This is a genomic window from Aequorivita antarctica (assembly GCF_007997155.1).
Taxonomy (GTDB): Bacteria; Bacteroidota; Bacteroidia; order Flavobacteriales; family Flavobacteriaceae; genus Aequorivita; species Aequorivita antarctica.
Genome location: NZ_VORT01000004.1, coordinates 152,159 through 174,284 on the forward strand (window position 1 = coordinate 152,159; position 22,126 = coordinate 174,284).

The 22,126-nt window shown below is 34.8% G+C and carries 24 protein-coding genes; 8 read left to right on the forward strand and 16 right to left on the reverse strand.

All coding sequences use genetic code 11. The features are described 5' to 3' along the window. Positions 1 to 139 precede the first annotated feature (139 nt). The 9 genes from ESU54_RS07200 to ESU54_RS07240 are packed head-to-tail and all read right to left on the reverse strand — an operon-like array spanning position 140 to position 7,261. Positions 140 to 502, reverse strand: coding sequence for a nuclear transport factor 2 family protein (locus ESU54_RS07200; RefSeq protein WP_146848097.1), 363 nt, complete (start codon positions 500 to 502; stop codon positions 140 to 142). Positions 503 to 509: 7 nt separating this feature from the next. Then, positions 510 to 1,343, reverse strand: coding sequence for a DUF4138 domain-containing protein (locus ESU54_RS07205; RefSeq protein WP_111845883.1), 834 nt, complete (start codon positions 1,341 to 1,343; stop codon positions 510 to 512). After that, positions 1,340 to 2,263 carry a conjugative transposon protein TraM gene (traM, locus tag ESU54_RS07210; protein WP_111845882.1) on the reverse strand — a complete coding sequence of 308 codons (924 nt, stop codon included), beginning with the start codon at positions 2,261 to 2,263 and terminating at the stop codon, positions 1,340 to 1,342. Before traM ends, ESU54_RS07205 begins: the two co-directional genes overlap by 4 nt. Further along, entirely contained in the window at positions 2,253 to 2,867 is a 615-nt protein-coding gene (locus ESU54_RS07215; protein ID WP_111845881.1) for a conjugal transfer protein TraK, read from the reverse strand. The genes traM and ESU54_RS07215 overlap by 11 nt, the downstream gene beginning before the upstream one ends. Before the next feature lie 15 nt (positions 2,868 to 2,882). After that, positions 2,883 to 3,725: a hypothetical protein gene (locus ESU54_RS07220; RefSeq protein ID WP_111845880.1), complete on the reverse strand. Its 843-nt coding sequence runs from the start codon at positions 3,723 to 3,725 to the stop codon at positions 2,883 to 2,885. A 1-nt stretch (position 3,726) separates the two neighbouring features. After that, positions 3,727 to 4,296, reverse strand: a complete 570-nt coding sequence (locus ESU54_RS07225; RefSeq protein ID WP_111845907.1) for a conjugal transfer protein — start codon at positions 4,294 to 4,296, stop codon at positions 3,727 to 3,729. Positions 4,297 to 4,306: 10 nt separating this feature from the next. After that, positions 4,307 to 6,703 (reverse strand): TraG family conjugative transposon ATPase, encoded by a 2,397-nt coding sequence (locus ESU54_RS07230; protein ID WP_111845879.1) that lies wholly within the window; start codon positions 6,701 to 6,703, stop codon positions 4,307 to 4,309. Next, positions 6,633 to 6,974 carry a hypothetical protein gene (locus ESU54_RS07235; protein ID WP_111845878.1) on the reverse strand — a complete coding sequence of 114 codons (342 nt, stop codon included), beginning with the start codon at positions 6,972 to 6,974 and terminating at the stop codon, positions 6,633 to 6,635. Before ESU54_RS07235 ends, ESU54_RS07230 begins: the two co-directional genes overlap by 71 nt. Continuing rightward, on the reverse strand, positions 6,974 to 7,261 hold the full coding sequence (locus ESU54_RS07240; RefSeq protein ID WP_111845877.1) for a hypothetical protein: 288 nt from the start codon (positions 7,259 to 7,261) through the stop codon (positions 6,974 to 6,976). Before ESU54_RS07240 ends, ESU54_RS07235 begins: the two co-directional genes overlap by 1 nt. A 178-nt stretch (positions 7,262 to 7,439) precedes the next feature. On the opposite strand from ESU54_RS07240, the gene ESU54_RS07245 reads away from it, so the two are divergent. Further along, positions 7,440 to 8,081 carry an N-acetylmuramoyl-L-alanine amidase family protein gene (locus ESU54_RS07245; RefSeq protein ID WP_111845906.1) on the forward strand — a complete coding sequence of 214 codons (642 nt, stop codon included), beginning with the start codon at positions 7,440 to 7,442 and terminating at the stop codon, positions 8,079 to 8,081. Between the two features lie 95 nt (positions 8,082 to 8,176). Here the strand turns inward: ESU54_RS07245 and ESU54_RS07250 are convergent, their stop codons facing one another. Next, complete coding sequence (locus ESU54_RS07250) at positions 8,177 to 9,274, reverse strand: helix-turn-helix domain-containing protein (protein WP_111845876.1); 1,098 nt, start codon at positions 9,272 to 9,274, stop codon at positions 8,177 to 8,179. Positions 9,275 to 9,829: 555 nt separating this feature from the next. On the opposite strand from ESU54_RS07250, the gene ESU54_RS07255 reads away from it, so the two are divergent. From ESU54_RS07255 to ESU54_RS07265, 3 genes are read left to right on the forward strand one after another with little or no spacing between them, the layout of a single operon-like run. Further along, positions 9,830 to 10,495 carry a multiubiquitin domain-containing protein gene (locus ESU54_RS07255; protein WP_111846032.1) on the forward strand — a complete coding sequence of 222 codons (666 nt, stop codon included), beginning with the start codon at positions 9,830 to 9,832 and terminating at the stop codon, positions 10,493 to 10,495. After that, on the forward strand, positions 10,470 to 11,627 hold the full coding sequence (locus ESU54_RS07260) for a ThiF family adenylyltransferase (protein ID WP_111846033.1): 1,158 nt from the start codon (positions 10,470 to 10,472) through the stop codon (positions 11,625 to 11,627). Before ESU54_RS07255 ends, ESU54_RS07260 begins: the two co-directional genes overlap by 26 nt. Continuing rightward, entirely contained in the window at positions 11,617 to 12,054 is a 438-nt protein-coding gene (locus ESU54_RS07265) for a DUF6527 family protein (RefSeq protein ID WP_146848098.1), read from the forward strand. The genes ESU54_RS07260 and ESU54_RS07265 overlap by 11 nt, the downstream gene beginning before the upstream one ends. 202 nt (positions 12,055 to 12,256) lie before the next feature. On the opposite strand, the gene ESU54_RS07270 is transcribed toward ESU54_RS07265, so the two are convergent. The 6 genes from ESU54_RS07270 to ESU54_RS07295 all read right to left on the reverse strand — a co-directional run bounded on the left by ESU54_RS07270 (position 12,257) and on the right by ESU54_RS07295 (position 18,523). Then, a complete protein-coding gene (locus tag ESU54_RS07270) occupies positions 12,257 to 13,369 on the reverse strand; it encodes an exonuclease/endonuclease/phosphatase family protein (RefSeq protein WP_146744056.1) in 1,113 nt (370 codons plus the stop codon). An 11-nt stretch (positions 13,370 to 13,380) separates the two neighbouring features. Beyond that, complete coding sequence (locus ESU54_RS07275; RefSeq protein WP_111846036.1) at positions 13,381 to 14,037, reverse strand: P-loop NTPase family protein; 657 nt, start codon at positions 14,035 to 14,037, stop codon at positions 13,381 to 13,383. Beyond that, the gene (locus ESU54_RS07280; RefSeq protein WP_111846037.1) at positions 14,021 to 14,683 is read right to left on the reverse strand and encodes a hypothetical protein; all 663 of its coding nucleotides are present in this window, start codon (positions 14,681 to 14,683) and stop codon (positions 14,021 to 14,023) included. The genes ESU54_RS07275 and ESU54_RS07280 overlap by 17 nt, the downstream gene beginning before the upstream one ends. Positions 14,684 to 14,689: 6 nt before the next feature. Continuing rightward, entirely contained in the window at positions 14,690 to 14,971 is a 282-nt protein-coding gene (locus ESU54_RS07285) for a helix-turn-helix domain-containing protein (RefSeq protein WP_111846038.1), read from the reverse strand. A 272-nt stretch (positions 14,972 to 15,243) separates the two neighbouring features. Next, on the reverse strand, positions 15,244 to 16,083 hold the full coding sequence (locus tag ESU54_RS07290; protein ID WP_111846039.1) for an RteC domain-containing protein: 840 nt from the start codon (positions 16,081 to 16,083) through the stop codon (positions 15,244 to 15,246). Between the two features lie 25 nt (positions 16,084 to 16,108). Beyond that, on the reverse strand, positions 16,109 to 18,523 hold the full coding sequence (locus ESU54_RS07295; protein WP_111846040.1) for an aminotransferase class I/II-fold pyridoxal phosphate-dependent enzyme: 2,415 nt from the start codon (positions 18,521 to 18,523) through the stop codon (positions 16,109 to 16,111). A gap of 196 nt (positions 18,524 to 18,719) precedes the next feature. On the opposite strand from ESU54_RS07295, the gene ESU54_RS07300 reads away from it, so the two are divergent. From ESU54_RS07300 to ESU54_RS07315, 4 genes are all read left to right on the forward strand, one after another. Further along, a complete protein-coding gene (locus ESU54_RS07300) occupies positions 18,720 to 19,094 on the forward strand; it encodes a DUF7793 family protein (RefSeq protein ID WP_111846041.1) in 375 nt (124 codons plus the stop codon). Positions 19,095 to 19,165: 71 nt separating this feature from the next. Then, on the forward strand, positions 19,166 to 20,149 hold the full coding sequence (locus ESU54_RS07305) for an AraC family transcriptional regulator (RefSeq protein ID WP_146744057.1): 984 nt from the start codon (positions 19,166 to 19,168) through the stop codon (positions 20,147 to 20,149). A gap of 99 nt (positions 20,150 to 20,248) precedes the next feature. Further along, the gene (locus ESU54_RS17970; protein ID WP_211362137.1) at positions 20,249 to 21,769 is read left to right on the forward strand and encodes a MauE/DoxX family redox-associated membrane protein; all 1,521 of its coding nucleotides are present in this window, start codon (positions 20,249 to 20,251) and stop codon (positions 21,767 to 21,769) included. A gap of 55 nt (positions 21,770 to 21,824) precedes the next feature. Beyond that, positions 21,825 to 22,082, forward strand: coding sequence for a DUF6520 family protein (locus ESU54_RS07315; RefSeq protein WP_111844614.1), 258 nt, complete (start codon positions 21,825 to 21,827; stop codon positions 22,080 to 22,082). The last annotated feature ends 44 nt before the right edge of the window (positions 22,083 to 22,126 follow it).

The window sequence follows — 22,126 nt, forward strand, 5'->3', positions numbered from 1 at the left end:
CACTGTTCAGTGACAATGAACATTCAAATATAATGAACATATTGAAATTGACAAGACTTAAATCAAAAAAATCGATGAAAAGAGTAATCTTTTAAATATTTGGGTCTATGAAGATCAAAAAGGGATTATAGCTTCTTTATCAAAAAGGTGATTTCTCTCTCAGTCCCTTTAAAGCAACCTTCCATTGCCCATTTTCCTTTATAAGCTTAAAAGTCTCTGGCTTCTCATCATAGGAAGTAGTAAATTTTACCCAGGCAACATCTCCATCCACTTTTTCCTGTAAAACCTTAAAGTTGGATTTACCATAATTCTTCGTGGCTATCATATTTTGAATTAATAAATAAGATTCATAATTCTCAGGAGTCGTGTATTCTTTTAATTTTTCATTGTCTTTACTATAAAAGCTTTCTACAACAACTTTGGCAGTTTCCGTAGAAGATAGGTTTTGTTGTGAGCAAGCAGCACCAACAAGAAGTAGGAGTATTAATGCTAAATTTTTCATATCAGTTTCAATTTGGGTTATTGATATATTTATTTGATACTTTCAATTTTAAGTTTCGCTCTCCATTTTTTTCATTCAGTTCCAAGACGACCATTTTGTCATTGCTTAATGAAAACTTGGGAAGAACATAAACCATTCTTTTAATCTCTTTCTCGGCAACTTTTCTTGGAACATCATATTTAAAATTTGGAAGCTGTGAAATGCGCTGTATTGACTTCTTTTTTCCTTGTTTTCTTGTCTGTGTCGAAATATCCAAGAAATTTAGATCGTAATCTAATGAAGACTTGTTTTCAATTTTGATTACGAAATAAAGTTCCTCCTTATCAAAAACTATGTTTTCCAAACTCAGAACAATACCATTCTTACGTTTTTGGATGCTCCCGATTTTTTGTTTCCTTGTTAACAGATATGAGCAAAACCTTTCGTAGTAAAAAGTTTTATCTGTGAAAAGATTGGCAACATTAGTAGAATCGGAACTCTCTGTGAATTTTGGTTGTTCAAAGCCAATGCTTTCCGATTGGGGAACAAAATAATTCAGCTTTTCCAGTTGCTCTTTATAACTTACAATATACGAAAAAATTGAGCCATTTGCATTGATTATGAGTAAATTACTTGGCTTTCCTGGCTTTGCCTGTAGCAGTCCAAAGTATTGTTCTTTTTCCCGATTATAGGTAAAAACAAAATTCTGAGAACCTACTATCCCTTGACGAATTGGACTGGGAAAAAACAACGACACGTTCTTTTGATCGTTTGCAAAAATAGTATCCAGCGAGGAGCTGGTTTGAGCTTCTAAGATAAAGCTGGCAAGAATTAAACTGGCAAATAGAATTGAAGTTTTCATAACGTTGGTTTTAGAATAAGTTTGTAATTATTGGTAACGGTTACTTTGACCGTTCTATAGTTTTTTCGAAATATTTTTTGGACTCCGCTCACTTGCGGTACTCCCGCAATATTGATGTCCCCAACAATATCATCCACTACCTCTCGGGTTGCATCCGCTCGAAAACTGTTCTCCACATAGATTCCTTCACTTCCGTCCTGAAGATCGAATGCCTTTAATTTGACGGGACGGTGATTAATATTTTCGATTTCAATCAAGGCCCGATTTGGCTTGAAGCTTATAAATCCAAAGACGGGTGTGTTTTTGGGGACTTTTACTCCATTTATTACAGCTTCCTTGAGTAAGCGCATTCGCAGGCGATAATTGATTTTTACCAATTGGTTTCCATCAACTTCCACATAAATTTCAGCATCTGTATTTGCAATGCCCAACTTGGGGTTAGCAACTGGATCGGATGCAAAAAACAACTGCTGTTCCAGACCCAGTTCCTTGAGTTCGATAGTTTCTTCTTTTTTCGTTGGAAGGGAATCCTCTTCAACCTTTTGTTTTCTTCGATAACGTTCGGGAACGACGTACTTGCTTTCCGTGTAATTGATCTTATTGTGCTTGTAGATACTATCTACAATTCTTACTTTCTCTTTGTCCATAAAATCAGGATCATAAAAACCGAGGGAATCGATGTTCTTTTCATCATAAATACTTGGCGCATTGGTTTCCCTTACTTCTTTTAGGGCATCGATCGCTTCCAGTTTGCTTTTGTACTCTTTCTGGTTTTCGTCCAGTTCTGGCACGGCAGTCTGTGTCAGGTTTTCGCTATCGGTTTCGTCGTTGGACATAACCATAATTGAGTATGTGATTATAAAAATCAGCACTACTAAAAGGACAGAACCGAATACTATTTTGTTCTTTTCAATTTTCATTTGTCAGTTTTTTAAGGGATTTTTCAAAATAATTGGTAATCAAGAGACCGTGTGTGTTCTTGGGAAAGTTTCGGTCCACAACAATCAAGTTTCCCGTGGAGATCATTTCATATCTGTCCACTACGGTTCCACGATTGATTTCAAATATTGTCCTGGATTGGAATGTATATGGATTGCTTTGAAGATCCAGTTGTGATTCAATGTTTATTACTTTCTGGACAAGGGAATACTGGAGCAATCTGTTATATACTCCATCCGCTTTCTTTTGTCGGTAAAGATTATCGACAGAGCTATTTCCCAACCACAAAGCCTTCTCCAAATTCTTCTCATAATTGCTAGCGTCTATATTGTAGAAATAAGAGTGAAATAAGTCAAGGTGCGCCAATGCCTCTACTTTTAGGTTTTCCTTTTGCGCCACCCACTTTAAGGGAATAACAGACCCATCAGTATTAACAGCGAAGGCATTGTTCAATGCTTTGTTATTAATGCTAAAAACTGACCATACAGCAATACCACTCGAAAGAAAGGAAAAAGCCAACACCGCAATTACAATGAAGCGATTCGTCTTAAGGACGGCGTATATATTTTTATAAGGTGTTTTCATAATTTAAAATCCGCATTAAGCGGTAAAAAGTCTTAGAGTAAATGAAGTTGCACGTTTGTATAATCTGAATTTTAGAAAGACGATAAATCCTATAGAACCTAATTCCACAACCGGTGCAAAGAATCGACTTCCAACATCAGTCCCGAAAAGGTTTACCCAGAAGTTGGTGTTGATTTCCGTATAGATAGCATTGATAAAAACATTGACCAGAAAGAAGGCAGGTACCAACATATAAACAGCGGCATAGAGCTTAAAAAAGGTATAGGCGAGCGTGCGGAATTTTTCAAAAACAGCCAGACTGATTACAAGTGGAAAGAATGCCCGCATAATTCCCAAAAGGAAAAACCGTTCAGCCAAGAAAAGGGGATAGATGAACAAATCCAAAATCCATAAAATTAGGCTTCCTATAAATGCAAATATTTTAAAGCCGTACAGAGGTGTAACTAATGCGTCATATAACAATGCCATTGCTTTTTTGGCGGCTTCCAATGCGCCCACATCCTCTTCCAATGGAATATCTTGCATTTGTAGCGGGAGGAGCGCAGGAGCCGTATTACGATATTGAGATTCAATGGCAACCAATATGCTATCAAAAACACCCAATACCTGTGTTGAGAAAATGACTAAGATTACTACAACAAAGTTTTTAATTAGCTCTCCAGGACTGAGTCCCCAAGTATAGCCGTCTTTATCCACCGCGCCCTCATTGTACTTTTTTAGAATATTGATCAAAAAGAACAGTACGGCAAGCGTTTTCATTCCACCAATAGTGTATTGTGAAAAGTCGCTGTTCTGTATGGTCTGGTAGATGGTGTCAATATATTCCAGACCAATTCCCAATGAGATTGCGGCGGTCATTTTAATATCCTGTTTCTCGATTATTTACTTTATCCTGCATTTTTCTGAAGGAAATAATATCCCGATAGCGCTCGGTCTTTTTTGTTATTTCGGCCACCATTTCCTTAGTTTGAAGTTCTTTGTCCTTTAAAATCGAAGCTCTTTCTGCGTCAGACATTTTCATATAATCGCTGGATAGAATCTGATCTATAAAATCAAGATTGTCCAAAGAGGTATCGATGATAGAATTGAAGGAATCGGAAATGCGAGTGATCTCATCTGGTTTGATAAATGGGGAATTCAGAATATCCCTTAAATCCTCATTTACAATGTCAATCAACCGTTGATTGTTTCGATTGATTTCCTGTACCGCTTTTAACTGTTTGATTACATCGTTTACCTTTTCCAGATTTTCTTTCTGTGTTTTTAAAAACTTGACCGTTTTCATAAGATTGGAGGTCTGTTTTCCGGCTTCCAAAAGTTGCTTAATCAAACTGATAAAGTTTGTGTTGTCATAAACTGGCATTCCTTGAGCTCTAATATTGAGGCTAAACAATAATGCCATTGCTAGAATTAAAATTTTTGTTTTCATAATTTTTGTTTTAAGATGTATATTCAGTGATTGCTTTTTCCATATTTTGATGCTTTTCATAAAGCTTCATTATTTCTTCATTTTCCGCTCCGTCAGTTAGATATGCGGCATAAACTTTCTTGGGGACTTCAAGTCGGAAGATGTTGCTTTCCTTTCCTATTTTGATAAACATTTCGGTGTACTTTCTTGGTCCGGATAGATTGTTTTTGATTGATTTCAGTTGGTTTAGATCGTGGCTGGAGAGGTTCAGTCGTTTCTGAAGCTCATCATATCCTTTTTCATTATGAAGGCTGTAAATGACCTGTGTGTTCTCCAAAATACTTGCAGAAGTTGAATTATTTGGAAGCTGATTGATGGACTGAAGAATGATTCCAATAGCGCCATTCTGTTTTCTAATAGCTTGGTAGTAAAATTCAACACTTTCCAGAACGTTTTCGAATTTCAGCTGTTTTGCAAACTCATCAAATAAAATGATTCCTTTTTCAGCTCGGTTCTTCCAAATGGTTCGTTGGATGGCTGATTTTATGAGCTTCAACATTACGGAAAGGATTTCTTTATTATCCTTCACTTCATCCAGTTCAAAAACAATCAGCCTTTTATCCTCAATTTTATAGGTCTGATCTTCGCAAACCTCAAAAAGGAAACTGTACAGGCCATCTCCAACATATTCCGACATAATGTGTAGGAAGTTAGTAATGTTGAAATAATCAGAATGGATTTTTAGTTTCTTTAGAAGTGAATCCTGATTGGTTTCTATGAAGTCATAGAAACTGCTAAGCGAATGATCGGTCTTGATTTGCCTATAATAGTATCGCAATATTTTCTTGACCGAAACCGATTGCGCTTTTGTCACTTTTAAATCGGAAGCGAACAGTTCAAAAAGGAATACAGAAAGATCTTCTAAGCGTTCAGGAGTCAAATCTTTAAGATCACTTATATAAAAAGGATTAATACCAAGGTTCTTTCCACTTTCATAGCGGAGCACTGTATATTGCTCTGGATAAAGTTTTGCGAATTTGGTATAGGAGCCTCCCAAATCAATAATGACAAGACGAACACCGCTTTCAAAATATTGACGAAGGATATTATTGGCCAAAAAGGATTTTCCCTCCCCAGTAGGAGCGAATATGGCGAAGTTTCTTGCCTTGATACGTTTCTTTTTATCGTCCCATACGTCTTTAAGAACAGGAATGTTATGTTCCCTGTCATTAAAAATTACCCCCGTAGCATCCGATTTATAATTGGTATTGTTGACCAATAGGCACAAAGCGTGTTTTAAATCCGTTACGTACAGATCATCATTTGAAAAATTGGAAGAAAAGCAGCAATAGCTATTGAGTATATAATTCTTGCGTTCCTCGCCACGTGGATAGTATGGGATGATATCCAGATCCTTGAATTCAGTCTTTATTTTGGAGCTGATTTTCTCAAGATTTTTCACTTCTTTGTCCCAATAAATAATATTGAGATGTCCTCGAATTACACGGGCATTGTCATCGGAATTTATCTGGTCTTGGATATATTGAATTTTCTTTAGGACTACTTTATTTTGTGACCCAAAATTGGAGCTTTTGTTCAACTCTTCAATTTTCTTGTCGAGGATCTTGCGCCACTTCTGTTTGTCATCCAAATAGATTATTTGATTGACAATGTGGTTCTCATTTAGAGTAAGTCCCAGTCCATCAATAAAACCTTGGTGGAACACAAAGTCGTCTGAAGTGAAGTGTTCATTGGTTTTACTGCTCTGTACGTTTTCGCCAAAACACAACTCGCTATTGATTGATAGTACATCAAAATAGTTTTCTCCAATATTTAATTCCTTTTTTTCGAGAATTATATCCGTGTCAAACCCTTCATTAAAGCCATTGAAATAACCGTTTGTTAAACTTTGTATTTCCTTTGAATCCAAAGCAGTGAATTCCATTTTTCTACTGTTGTTTATAAATGAAACCGAATCGCTAACTGCCCCTATAAAACTGTGGATAGTATCATCTATTTCTGGTATAATTGTTTTGGTTACCTTTTTGAATGGATTGATATATTTTGCGTTGTTGAGTGCTTTGTTTTTTGTTAGAATAAAAAAGAGATAGCAGGTGTGCTCCATATATTCCCGTCCCTTGAAATGCGTGTGAGTAGCTTTTTCAAGAAAAGTTTTGTTCGGTAGATTTTCAGAAGTAAAACTTCTTTTTAGATAAACATCCTGTTTGTGGACTACACATCCAGTCGGTAAAGATTTAATAGCCTGAAACCAAGCTCCGTGAATATCCTCGAAATCTTTTTCTGATAGGGAATATATCTCGGGAAGATTGCCGGAATAGCAAATAACCACGTTGCCATTATTGGCAAAGACGACATTCTCTTGAATATCCACGATTGGGTGATATGCGGCCACGTTTATCTTTTTCATAATTGAAAAGGGTTGGTTTTTTATTACTGATTATCTGTGGAAAGGGTTTTGAGAAATGAAACAATTGCGGATTGTTTGTAATTCTGATAAGTACTATAAACAAGCTCACATTCAAACTAATAACCCCTATGATAATTCCAAAGCTGAAAGAGAAAATGATTACCAAGAGTGATGCGATTATTGAAATCATCATTACAGCAAACAGGGAGATGGGCAGTCCAAATATGACTGCCCGTTTCCTGATGTTTTTATAGGTTTCGTACTGTTTCATTACACCACGATTCCAATTAAATAAGTAAAGATTCCGACCACGGCTCCCGCAATCAATACGAAAATCAAAACTCTTGTAATTCCTTTTTTTAGATCTGCATTCTCGCCGAAGAAATGCCCAGCGTTGAAAAGGAACCCAACTAGAAAGATTACCCCAAGAATTATGGGGAAGACGGTTCGAATGGTATCGGAAACATCCTGTACGGAATCCTCAATACCGCCAATCTGTGCGAAGCTTTGTGAGACTGAAAACAAAAGAGTTGTTAAAATGAAAATTGATCTTTTCATAACTGTGCGTTTTTATAAACCTGAAATAGGTTAGTTATTGAAATTTTACGAAATCTATTATGAAAAGAAGGGAGGGGAAGAAATTTCTTAAACTTTAACGTGAACCAATGTTAAACTTTGGAGGATTGTTAGAAATGGAAATGAATCTTTGAATTTTGTTCAAAAGCAAGAAATTATTATGGTTCAGTTCAAGATTTTATTTACCATCATTTTGGCCTTAAAAATAGCTGGCTTTCAAAATTCTTTGTTGGCACAAACAGACCAGAATACAAAACTGATAATTATAATCGATCCAGGACATGGCGGAAAGGATTCTGGGGCGGTGGGTATAAATGGTATTCAGGAAAAGGATGTAGTTCTGAAAATCGCGAAGCAAATCGTAGAATTAAATGGCATCGTCTTTAAGAATCAGTACGAAATATTTCTCACTCGGTATAAGGACACGCTTATTTCATTAAGTGATAGAACTAAGATAGCCCAGGCGTTGCAAGCAGATATTTTTCTTTCGTTGCATTGTAATCATTCAGACAACCCAAATGCGCGGGGTGTAGAAGTTTATGTTTCTAAGAAACAAGGTAAATACTCCCGAGAATCAATATTGCTCGCTTACGAACTTCAAAAGGAGTTAAAGAATAATTTAGGATTTGAGAGTAGGGGAGTGAAGTTTGCTAATTTTCAGGTGTTAAGGGAAAACATTGAATTATTCCCTTCAATACTTATTGAAATAGGCTTTGTTAGCAATACCAATGAAGCTCGTTATTTTGTAGCACCTAAAAATATAAGAGCAATGGCTTTTGCTATTTTTAATGGAATTATGTAACTATTTAAATGGATGATTATGAAAGAATTATATGTAAAAACATTTAAAATTCTAAAAAAAATTCTAACATTGATTATAGCAAATAGAATTGTTGATTAACTAGCTTCAAGTTTATTCATATCTGTTATGGTTGATCTTTTTCTATAGTATTCATTATATTCAAAACATACACGACCTCTAACAATACCTGGATGTATTTTATGTTTTCTTGAAAATTCTAAAATTATATCGTCTGTGAAATCTTCATTTAATGTTATGAAATCACTCCATATACTTTGTTCAATTAAATTGTTTCTTGCATAATTATCAGCTTGAAACTCTACAATCTCCGTATTTGAACTATTTATAAAAAACTCCTCATTTCTATATTCTGGTCTATCAGGATGGGTAAGGTGCTCAAAAACATGACCTAATTCATGGAATAGTGTAAAAGCAAAATTATCGAGTCTTTTATATTTCAAAGAAAGAACAATAGTTGGATTATTTTCAGACATAAAAGATTTTCCATCCGCAGGGGTTTGAGGTGGACGATTTAATGTAAAAAATTTGATGCCATACTTATTCAATATATTCTTTGTTTTGTTAATTACATTTTCATTTATATAAAAACATTTCTTTAATTCTTTTAATAAAAAAGCCTCGTTTGAGCGTTTGAAAATAGTTACGTTTTCTTGGTTCGCTTGATATTTAGCCATTAAGGACCAAGCGACTACATTATTTTTATTTTCGGAGAATTTAGATGACTTCCTAAAATATGTTGGATTAAATTCGTTTACCCTGTTTTTTAGGCTATTGTAATCTTTTACGTCATAAATGTCGTAAATTCTATCAATATCGTCTGATGTGTTAATTCCGATATTTTGTTTCTTAAAAAAGGACAAAGGAACTATTCCTTCTTCCTCGATGTCATTCCATTCCTTTATTGACTTTGTCTTTTTAATAACATCTTTATCATTATGGGCTTGATATAAATTAAACTTCATTTGTTCCATTAACCAATAATTAGCATCCTTAAATCCTGCTGATTCAAGCGCTATAGCTATATGAACATTAATATTTCTGTTACCTTTTAATATATTGTTGAGTAAAGAATGAGCTACGTCAATTCTTGAGGCTAGATCTCGTTGGCTTAAACTTCTTTCATTCAACATATTATCAAGTATAACACCTGGGTGAATGATTTTGTTTTGCATAAAAGAGTTTGATTTTTAAAAGTGTACAAATATAGTTATTAACTCCTTATAATAAATAAAATGTTAATAACTTTCCTGAAATTAGCTATAAAAGGATAATAATTTTTGATAATCAGATACTTCGTTTATATAAAATATATATAATCTTGTTTAAGAATTTTCAATATCATTAAATTGTTAATAATGTTTAACAAATTTGTTATCAATTAAAAATAGACCAACAATAATTTATAGTATCTTTGTAATGTGTAATTTTAAATAAGTGCCGACATGAAATAAAAAAAATCCAATTTGTTGTTAGAGCAACAAATTGGATTAAGAATTTTTAGGAATATTTTTTAGTATGGTAAACTAATCTTCAAAAGGCTTGTCACCTAATTTGAAGGACTTCCTATTATTGTTTTGTTACTACAAATGTATAGATATATAAATTCTTAAGCAAGAGTATTAGCATAATGTTTTACCTGAATAGTGCTTGACCCAAACTGTTTTAAAGAGAAGCGTGTCAAGGTAAATCCTAACCTACAATAGGGTGTTAATATTAAATAAATAAAGATGAATTATACATTCAAAATAAATAACAAGAGATTTGAGTCCAGCGAATCGAAAATAACTGGACGTGAATTATTAACTATAGCAGGATTATCTCCTGTTGAGGATTTTGAGTTGCTGTACAAAATCAATGAGAAGGGCTTTACCCCAATACAACTTGAAGAGATAGTGGACCTTAGAACAGCAGGTATCGAAGGCTTTAAGGCTAAACCTTATAAAAGGCTAATAATAAAAGTTGATCGTAAACAATACGAAGTTGGAGAGTGCTTTATGACACCTATAGAGATTATGACTTTGGTTGGCATTAACATTGACCGATACTACTTGAAAGAGATTCGGAAAGGTAATATTGAAGTTACTTATAAAGATGATGTAGAGCACAAAATCGCGATTACTAAAAATTCTTGCTTTGTTTCTTGTGAAATTGAGGAAGTTATTGAATTTGTAATTGTTAACAGTAAACCAAAAGATTGGACGAAAGTTACAATATCTTTTGAAGAGGTTGTAATACTTGCCTATGGAAAGATTTCGACTGATCCTAATGTGATTTATACCGTAAATTACATTAATGGTGTACCGAGTAAGCCTGAAGGTAGTATGCTTAAAGGTGATGTTATTTCAGTAAAAAATAAAATGATATTCAATGTTACTGAAACAAACAAATCATAGTCTTGGTATTAATGAACTTTGTAATGATAATTATGAAGTTGAGATAGTTGGAAACTTTCTCTTAATACACAGCATTCCATATTTAAATGCTAAAAAGGAATTGGTTTATGGCACGTTGGTTTCCAACGTGTCAACTCCAAGACCTAATACTCATGTTGTTTATTTTATTGGAGAAACACCATGTGGTATTGACGGTAACCCAATGAGTCAATTAATTAACAATAGTAAAAGACAAGATTTGGGAAATGGAATTATAATAGACCATTTATTTTCCCATAAACCAAACCCAATGTATCCTACATATTATGAGAAGATGACAACGTATGTGAATATTGTCTGTGGACAAGCTCAACATTATTTTCCAGAGGCAACGGCGAGAACTGGAAGAGTGGTTGAGTCAAATCCAGAAGATTCTGTATTGCGTTATAGTGATACCAACTCTTCCAGAGCCGAAATTGACGCTGTCAATGAAAAGCTATCAGGTCTAAAAATAGGAATTATTGGTTTGGGAGGTACAGGTTCTTACATTCTAGATAAAGTGGCAAAAACTTTAGTTGGAGAAATTCATCTTTTTGACGGGGATAAGTTTAAGCAACATAATGCTTTTAGGGCACCTGGGGCAACAACCAAGGAAAGAATCGACTTAAATGTTTTTAAGGTTGAGTATTTTACGGAAGTTTACTTACAGATGCATAAGAACATTATTTCTCATTCGATTTACATAAATGAGACTAATTTAGGTTTATTAAATAAGTTGGATTTTGTTTTTATTGCTATTGACGTTGGGGAAGTTAAAAAGAAGATATTTAAAAAACTAGAAAACTTAAACATTCCATTTATTGATTGTGGACTCGGTATTGAAAGAGAAGGTAATGAGTTGATGGGAATAGTGAGAACAACATTGAGCACTCCTGATAAAAGAGAGCACGTATACAATGGATTGGTAAGCTTCTCTAATGGTGAAGGTGATGATTATAAAACGAATATTCAGATAGCTGATTTGAATGATTTAAATGCCATTTTTGCTGTGATTAAGTGGAAGAAGTACTACGGTTTTTTCAATGATCAGAGATTGGAATATGATAGTAATTATTCAGTCAATGTAAATACTATTTTCAATAATGAAATTTAAACATCAATTTGTTGAGTTCATGCCGGATGATATTCAAGAGGGGATAATTTATATTTCTCTAGAATATAAGTCGGTCATCCATAAATGTGCATGTGGGTGTGGAAAAGAGGTCAATACACCACTGCATTCCACAGGATGGAAAATGATTTATAATGGAGAAACTATCAGTTTAAAACCATCTGTAGGTAATTGGAGTTTTGATTGTAAATCACATTATTGGATTATTAATAATGATGTTCAATGGTCATCAAAGTGGTCTGACGAGAAGATTCGTAAGGTCAGGAAGATGGAAAACTCCGAAAGGCAAGAGTATTATAAAAATAAAAACTTTGAAAATATAGATAATGATTCTAGTGATTTAATAGATATACCAGTTTCAAAACCTATAAAGAAGAGTTGGTTTCAAAAACTAGTCTTTTGGAAGTAGATTTAAACCCTAGTTGAAAGACTGGGGTTATTTTTTCATAGAGCTATGAATTATTCAGTCATCCAAATCTGAACATCGTTTACATAATATTCTTCCAGTTATTCAGCATCAGAGTTGTGGTAGCGGTGATATAAATAATATCTAATAACTGTTATGTTTATGCTAGGAGATAGCATAATTTAAATTAATCAAAGACACTTCGTTAAAAATTCAATTTGAACCAAACCCCAGGATGCCCACTAGCCGCCTGATTCTTATTTTGAATAGTCGAATATATACCCCAATTAGGCCGCTTCTCCGGCCAAACGCCTTTCCGATTTAGTCCACTACTCTTTACATTAGAAAAAAGCTCAGGAGATAATAACAAATAATCTTGTTGTTTAATATTCACCCCCATTCTATAAGCGCCCAAACGAAAATAAGTGGCATCTATCCCCTCATCAAAATCGACATTAAAAGTTTGGTTTTTGCTGATGTCTTTTAGGTCTGTTTCCTGTAATAATGGAAATAAGGAATTGCAGTAGGAGGGAGCGTTCAAAGTTCCAACAACTATAATATTTGTTTTGCCTTGCATCTGTAACATTTTATAAATTATCGAAACTTGATAAGCCTGGTTCTTTCTTATCTCAAAAGCTATGTCTTTATCGATAATATTTCCATAAAAATAGGCAGAGAGTAAATGAATATTTTTTCCTTTTGGAGTTTGAATTTCGTATTCCAATAATTCTTGAGTTGCATTTTCAGAATCATCGATTTTATGAACTTTAATGGATTCCAGTTGATATCCATTCTTCAATAACAATGCTTGATTACGGCCTTTCCCTTCAGAGTTTGGGATCAAAAAACTGTCCGAAAAAGACTCGCAATGAAATTTTGGCAAGATGAAATTATTAAACTCATCTAAGGACATTCTATCCTCAACCTCTTGCAGTACCAAGATATCAGGGTCAATCTCTGAAATCACCATAGCTTTATGGTTTGTGGCTTCTGGATCAATGGGTACCGTTTGAACTTTAATCCAACCATTCCAATCAGTCAGCTCTCCAGATTTGAGCTCTTTGGAACAGTTCATTCCCTTCAAGTAAAGTTCTCCCGCTTTTTTTCGCATTGCAACGTATGGGTTTTGATAAGTTTTATCAAAATCCAACAAAAATGACAATTCCTTTAACCGCTCGGTATTGGAGGCACATTTATCTTTTTTGAGCAGGGTGTCAAATTCAACGATCCAATCGGAGACACATTTGCCGCGGGTTTGTTGAATCAAACTTCTATCCCTGTGAAATAGGTTTTGAACATTAAAGGTTGCTATTTTCATAATTCCAGTTTTTATTTTCGTTTGTCCTTGGCATTTGTATCAAAAGCAATGAGGTTGAACATCTCACGCATTCTGCTCCGAACCCTGTTTCCATATCTTTCTTCCAATTCCTCTGCATTAAGATTTGTTGTTGCGTGTGTTTTCAACTTGCTTTTCAGAGAAAGCTCATAACGGGAAAGTAGAATCTCACCCATCACATTACAGTCCTGTCCGTAGTGTCTTCCAATAGGCTCCACACCCAGATCATCAAAACAGAAGAAACTCCCATTTCCATAATCCTCAATGACTTTAAATCCAAGATGGTTGAACCCAAAAACAATGTTCCGGCAGGGAATTACGGAATATGGGCGCTGAAGGGGAACAATGAATTGCAATAATTTCATCAATGAAGTTTTTCCGCATCCCACTGGGCCAGTTATTAAGAGCCCCTTATCAGGATCTATTTCTGCTTTTTCACACTTTTCAGTATCCTTTATAAAATAGTTGCTTAGTTTATAGATGATATCCCTGTCATCATCATAGATTTTGAACTGTTTGCCAAACATCAATTTACCTTTGGCATCCAGATAAGTCAATATTTTTGGAAAATCATAGAACATTTCAATTCCATTGAATCTGCCAATTGAATACTCAATGCCACCTTCGGTTATTTTAGAGGGGTTGACCATAATTTTTGATTTTACTGGTTTTAAGGTTGTCCCGTTTTTGGGATACTGCTTTTGATGTTTCAATTTCTTTGGATTTTAACATCCAGTTTTCGGCTGTGGAATGCCAATCCGTAATTTCTATTTTTCCACCAATCTTCCAACCGATGCCATTGTAATGGTTAAAGAATTTTTCTCCTTCCAGAGAAGACCATTTTTGTTTTTCAAAAAAAATTAAAACTTCATTTTTATCTTTTGGTAGCTTAGCTTTATTAATGTTTGTTATATGTTTATTAATGTTTGTATTAGATACCAATGCTTGTTCCTGTAGTTGTTCAAAGGTTGTCTTGGTAGTTGTCCCGTCACTTGTTTCAGTACTTGTATCTAATTTGGGTAACCTAATTTTGCTTCCTTTGTACGGATTGTGGGAAGGGAGATAACAGATATATTTCCAACCGTGCAGGTTCTTTAAGCAACGATGATAGGTTGCCTTTGAACCTATTTTAGACATCTTCATAATATCTTCGCGGTTAATATAAAATTCATCTGGAAACCTATTAATGTTCCAGTATTGAAACAAAGCCATATACAGACTTATATGCGTAGGATTCAATCGGGAATCCATCGAAAATTTCTGGAACACAGCATTGAGATGTTTTATATAGTTCATACATAATTATTCTTCAATATGGTGAACACGATTGTTACGCATTACTTTTTGAATATCATCAGAATCGTAATAAATGATCCCGCCCATCTTGCTATACGGCAAGGTTCCATTTATACGTAAATTTTGAAGGGTACCAGGACTTATCTGAAGCACTTCCATTACCTCTGAGGATTTCAGATATTTTTTTAGAGTGCCAGAAGATTGTTTGGAAAGAATTTTTTTAATGTCATCGAGTAATTCCATTTTGAATTCCCGAAGATCGTCGGTGGTAATAATACTTGTTGGCATAATAGAACGGTTTTAAAGAAAGGGACTATCATACACTTATCATCTAATTTGATAGTCTCTAACTAGATTTGACTTTCGTTCTACAAATTTGGTAGTCTTTGTTGAGATATATTCAATAGTCAATCCATAGGTGGGAAAGATTTTTAGAAATAAATTTTGGTGGATTTTGAGATAAAACGAAATTTATAAAGTCAAGAATTGTTGTCAATTCGACCTAAATTTAATGGGAAATTTTGAGAAAGTCGATTTCCCAACTTGGGGATAGGTTGGGATTATACATCAGATTCCTCAAACCGTCTTGTTAGAGCTTCCTCTAATTTGTCTATAAACTTTGTTCTACTACCTTTTCTTGCTCTAATCTCTATAAAAGTGTGGTAATAATTGCCGAGATCTATATTGAAAATTTGTTCAAATAAAGATGCCATTTCTTTAATATCGGCTGTTCCACTATTAATAGCTCCACTGCTCTGTAGCGCATAAATTAATTCTATCAGTTCCGTTTTGTTGCCTGTCCAAAAAAGTTTTGATGATTCCTTCATTAAGTTTGTGTTTTGGTTGTCGGTGTTGTTTTCAAGTTTTTCAATTTCCTGTTGCAAATAGACAATCAACATATCATAAGCCATAATTGTGGCTACGGTACCGTCCTGGCATGTCGAAAAGTTTTCATCAACGTAAAAGTGAAAAAAATCGGTAGAGGAGCGAAGGTCAGATTTTCCCCGAACAAAATATTGTTCGTCAAGAGTTGTTGCTCCTCTGCGGTAATAATGGTAGAACTCCAAATTATCATTGAAGAAGATCTGTAATTTGTTAATTTGACTATTTAGATATTTGATCTGAAATTTGGAGCTGCTTCTTGGTCTTTTGCTCTCAATGTTAAAAAGTTTTACATAATAGATTAGCTTACTGAAAAGTTGTGGCTTGATATGTTTGAAAAAGAATATCTCTTCCTGTATGGAATTAAAACCGTTTTCATCTACTTCATTTCTAAGAATTTTGATCCATCTTTCACTATAGCCTATACCAGTTTCTGCCCTGTATAAAATATCTTCCGTACAAGATTCGAGAGACTCCAATTTGGCCTCAAATTCTGATATCAAGTTCTGATATGTCATACATCTGTAAACCTTTACTTTGTGGTTAACTGGATTCCATTACACCCATTAGCTCTAAAGTATAATTATCTGCTGTTTGAATGTAGGCATATTTTTCATGGACACTTGCACCCAATTTTCGTTTTTCAAATGCGGCGGTTAGACCCATTGCAATGTGCAACGAGTTAATTTCAATTGCTCGTTTAATTGTTTGATATAATAATTGTCTATAAATATGAAATTCGTTGAGGTAACTATAATCTATACCCACGTAGGCTGGAACGTAGGTTCTATGGATATTTTTAAAGCACAGCATGACACCAATCATTTTATCGGGGTCTGTAAGTGGATAAATAGTAATAAACTCCCAATTGGGATGTAATGACATATTTTCAAACAATTTTACTGGAAAAGAAAAAGTGTTCAGGCCTAGATTATTTTGATGGACGTTGGAATAAAGCTCGTGAATCTGTATCAATTGGTCTTTGGAGCAACTATTTAGAATAGCTATTTTGAGCAATGGCTCCGTCCCTAAAATTTCTTTTCGTAAATGTCTCCTGTTTCTTGAAGAAAGCTGAGATATATATGCTTCGATGTCTCCTGTTTCCTTTAGATCAATTCCGCAGGATTCTGGCATTTTGATTCTAACAAAACCTTGTCCCTGAAAATAAGAATGCAAATCAATTTCTTCTGAAAAATCGCGCAGGACGATCATTTTTGCTTTTAATGTTTGCTCCCAGTTTTCTAAGGTTTGCAGCATAATACCCAAGGCCTCTTTTTTTGAGGGGTGCTCAATATCAAGATATAAATGGTCTCCTTCGGTAAAAAGAGAACCAATACTCAAAACTTTGGACGTTAAATAATAGGGATCAGATTGTCGATCCGCTTCGATAGTTTGAGATGCACCAACATTTGCTAACATATCGTCCTTCCACAGTGAATTGGTCAAGAAAGTTGCCAGGATAGGAGTTTTCTGCTTGTCAAATATGATAAGATATTTAAACTTCCAATTGTGTTCCTTTAAAGGATTATCGCTAAACGTCTGTTCCAAAAACTTTAGCCCATCCCAATCAAATACACCATTTCTGCCCAATAGGCCATTCCAAAGCCCTTTTTCAATGTTTAAAATGGAATCTTCAGTTCGAATGATTAAATCAGAATTTACAATTTCCTTTTTAAGCGGTCTTGTGGTTAATTTAGAATCTAACTTAAACGCCTGAAAGACCCGGCTTGGATTTGTGTGTGTATCTTCAAGCGCCTTGGGGAAATGATATTCCATGGCCTCTACTAATCCTTTAATTTCCTCTTTTTGGTTGTGCCTAGAAATAGTAATTCGAACTCCGGTATTCTTAACAGGAACGGCGGGAAAGATTCCTAGATTCACGTAAAAACCCTCTTTCATAAGTCGGTTCACAAAATTATAGCCAGTTTTTGGCATTCCCGTTCCTATATAGAAAACTGGGGAGATGTTGTGGTCTATCAAGGGGAGCTCTGTTTGTTGTAGCAACTCATTGAAATATTCAATACGTTCCCTCAGTTCCTGTTGCAGGGTATATATTTCTGGTGAAAGATGTATTTTGGCTGAGGCAGTTGCGGCGGCCACAGAAGCGGGCTCCAATTGTGCCGAGAAGGTCAATGGCCCTCCAAAGGTCTTTAGCTCGTGGTACATTTTTTTATTGGAACACACCAACACGGCTCCACTTGCTCCGAATGTTTTGCTCAATGTACCGAACAACAATATGTTTTCTGAGAGTTCCTTGAGTACGCTTAGCACATAACCTGTCCCGTTTTTACCGATCCAGCTCATTCCGTGCACGTCATCATAATAAAAGTTCAATTGGGGATATTTTTGGCTCAAGGTCTTGAGGTCGGCAACAGGTGCAAGATCTCCATACATGGAATAAATACCATCGGCCATATACCATATCTTTTTTCGTTTGTCGGAATAGGATTTTATTTTATCCTCCAACATATTCAGGTCATTGTGTCGGATCATATCAATAGGTACACTTCTATTTTTTAATACTTTGGCGGCACTTTGCACGCTCCAATGTACTTGGTGATCTAATATTATAGCATCCTGATCCTTTACCGCGCTGGGAATTACCCCCATATGCCCCAAAGTACTGTTCTTGGTGATGATAACTGGGTTTCCATACATCTCGGTAACCTTTTCCTCCAACTCTCTATATAAAGGATTGGATATATAGGATTTGGATAGCGGAAATTGAGTGCCGTATTTCCTTATTGCATCGATCGCTGCTTCCTTCAACCTGTTGTCTTGTTCAAGTCCCAAATATCCAGTAGTTCCAAAATGAAACAGCTTTCGGTTTTTAATTCCAATGGTCCTTCCGGAAAAATCTTCGCCTTCCGCATATAAATGTAAAACGCCTTCATTTTTGGCATCGGTGAAAACCTCATTTACTGTGTCCAAAAAATTGTTGTGCTTTATTTTTGCCATGATCTTAAGTTTTAGAACATAAAATTTAGTGGCAATTGGTGGAATATAAAAATACAAAGATGTTATAATACCTTACGGATAAGGATTATTACCTGATAGGCAAGAAAAACTACGAGGTTTTGGATTCCCTAATGTTAATAAATGAATAGTCCTTGATTATTTCGTAAATTTAAATAGAATTACCAGTTTTCTAATTATGTTAAACTATATCGAAAATAGTTACGCGTCTTATAAATTTATGGATGACATTGTTTATATCCGATATCATATCGGAATAACAATAGACCGTAAAGCAGCAGTGAAAATTGTGGAGGATCGACTTATTCTTCAAGAAGGGCAAACTTTTCCTGTATTATGTGATATTCGTGGTGTAAAAGACATCAATAAATCTGCAAGGGATTATTTAGCCATAGAAGGTTCAATGCTTATAAAGGCTGTCGCATTTATTGTAGAACCACCCCTTTCGGAAATAATGTCCAAATTTTATCTCAAGGCAAGTAAACCTCCTATTCCCTCTAGGGCTTTTCAGACCATGGAGGAAGCAAAAGAGTTTTTAAACGAATATATTTAAGCAGTATAAAATCCTACTGTTTTATATATTTTTTGCAATATCAGAATCAAATTATATTAAGCAAGCAAATTATGTCCCAATCAAAAAAGAAGCGGCTTAAGCAAATAAGGAATATGCTATTGGAAATAGGCTCCGGAAATTTTTTTTATCGGGTTGAACGTTCTGTGAAAAATGATAATATGGAAGCATTGGTGATGGCCATTAATATGATGTCTGAGGAAATCGAGGCAGCTATGGTTCATCAAGGGTATGCCAATGCAAACGAAACTATAAAGCATATAGTCATAATGAGTTTTATTCTTGATTTTAAGGGTTACGTGGAAATGGTAAATCAACAAACCTGTATTATTTTATCATATCTATGTGAAGATATTATTGGACAACCATTAGAAAGCTTTTTGGATGAAATTTCGTCTAAAAAATGGCGAAAATCCTTAAAAACGCTTCAGAGGAAAGAGTTTTACGATACTTCCGAGGAACTTACGTTTAAAACAAAAGAAGGACTTTTAGTTCCAAGTGCATGTTATATAACGACCTACATGGAGCATAAAGGAGCAAAAGGAAAGACTCTCTTGACAGTAGTAAAACATTCCAAAAATAATGTTGAAGCAGAATCAGATCCAAAACAAAGTTTTGTTCAATTTAAGAATTCATCTGAGGAAAGTCTGTATCAGTCTTCCCAGCATCCTACAAAACAAAAAGTTCGACTGAGTTATGAAGATATAAGTAAAATAAGGGAAGCCCGCGATATTTTGATTAACAATCTCGAAAAGGATTTTCCATCTATTAAGGATTTCGCGCTTCAAATTGGAACCAATACTTTTAAATTAAAGTATGGCTTCAAGGAACTTTATGGAATAAGTGTTTATCGCTTTTTAAAAAATGAACGACTAAGGAAAGCGAAAATGCTTGTTCAGTATGGTGATAGATCTTTCAAATCTATCGCCCATATGACGGGTTTTAAAAGCGTACCCCATTTTACTAGAACTTTTAAAAAACAGTTTGGATATACTCCTACCGAACTTAGAAAAAGGTCCTCTAAAGATGATAAATAGTATTTTTTTTTGAATCTTTAAAGTAATACCTCTGGGGCAAGAACTACTCCCGAATGCACAAATTTTAATGTCGAATTTTATCATATCAAACTAAATGGTATGATTCAAAATATTAAATATACCCATCTAACAATCAAATCTATAAGTTTGCTATATGTGCTATTATTTGTGTATGCAGCAGTCAGTAAGCTTTTGGATTTTGAAACATTCACACTACAATTGGCGCAATCCCCATTACTGAGTACTTATGCAGGATTTATATCTTGGGGAGTGCCAGCTACGGAAATTGTGATTGCCATTTTCTTAATAATTCCACAGTTTAGGATATTCGCATTATATGCTTCTTTTCTATTGATGATTATGTTTACGGCCTATATTTATATCATTCTTAATTTCTCTGATTTTATTCCTTGTTCCTGCGGTGGGGTACTCGAAAAACTTAACTGGACACAGCACTTAATTTTTAATATCGTTTTCATTGTATTGGCGGGAACTGCAATCCTTTTATCAGGAAATTGGACTAATAAAATGAAACTTCTGCTCCTTGCAATACTAACAATCATTGGAGTTGGCCTTCTCACCATGGTTTTTGCCTTTTCGGAGAAAAAAATATTTCGGAATGAAGCTTTTCAGAGAAAGTACATTCCCAATGCCTTGGAATACATTGGTAACTATGAGTTGGGTTCAAAAAATTTCTATATAGCGGGCTTTAAAAAGAATATAATATACTTCGGTAATTACCAAAATCCTCTTTATTTAAAAACACTTACCACACAACTTGGCGCTCAGGAAGATTTTCCGGTTTCAATAAGTGATATGGAACTTCCTTACAGGCGTGTGCGAATACTGGTGGAGCCACCATATTTTTTTGTTGGCGATGGTACTGTACCTGTAATTTTTAGAGGTAACCTTAAAGATTGGGATGCTTCAGTATTTAGCTACGATAAAGCACATTTTAAGCAATTTGAAATATCAGATTCCAACAGAGTCGGACTTACAACTATTTCGAGTACTACCTCAAGCACTACCTTAGGGCTATTAACCAAATCATCCTTAGAAGACAGTTTAATTTATAATGATGGCATTCTAATAAAACAACTGGATGGAATTTTTGATACTGATGGTTTACTGCTTTGGAATGGAGAACATAGACTGTTTCTCTATATCTATTTTTATCGCAATAGCTACGAGGTAACAGATGAAAACCTTAATTATTGGTTCTCAGGAAAAACAATTGACACCATAAGCAAGGCCGTTTTGGATATCGCCCATTACAGCAGGCTTGATAAATTTAAAAAGGGAGGGAATTCTATTTTAGTCAATAGGTATTCCGCAACCTTTGGCGACTATTTATATATAAACAGCGATCGATTGGGTCGCTACGAAGATAAGACGGCACTCGATTCCGCCGCAATTATCGATGTTTACAATATTATTGATAACACCTATAAATTCAGTTTTTATCTTGGTCATCAGCCCCATAAAAAATTAGATGGCATGCGTATTGACAAGAATTATTTCGTCGCTCTTGTTGATGGAAGAATATGGATTTACAAGTTAAAGCCAGAGTATTTTAACTCTGGCTCTAACACAACACATACTGGCCAGTATCAGGAATAAGACCGAACACCTGTAGAAAAAAGTAGGTCGCTAATTAAATTTAAATTTTATTAAAATGAAAACAAAAATTTTAAAATTCGGTATGCCCTTGATGGCATTTTTACTGGCAATAGTGTTTGCTTTTGCTACTGAAAAAAGTGGCCCAATAGAGGAGGACACTTTAATTACAGGCTATATTCAAGGCACTTGCCAACCTGTATCCGTAAACTGTGACATCACTGGTAGTGTTGTTTGCCAATATGGCACCAAAAACGTGACCCGGTTTAAAAACGGTAGTAATTGCCATACATTTTTGTATGAGTTGATGCCCTGACAGACAGGGGAGGTTTCCCGGTTTTTAATCGGGAAACCTTTTTG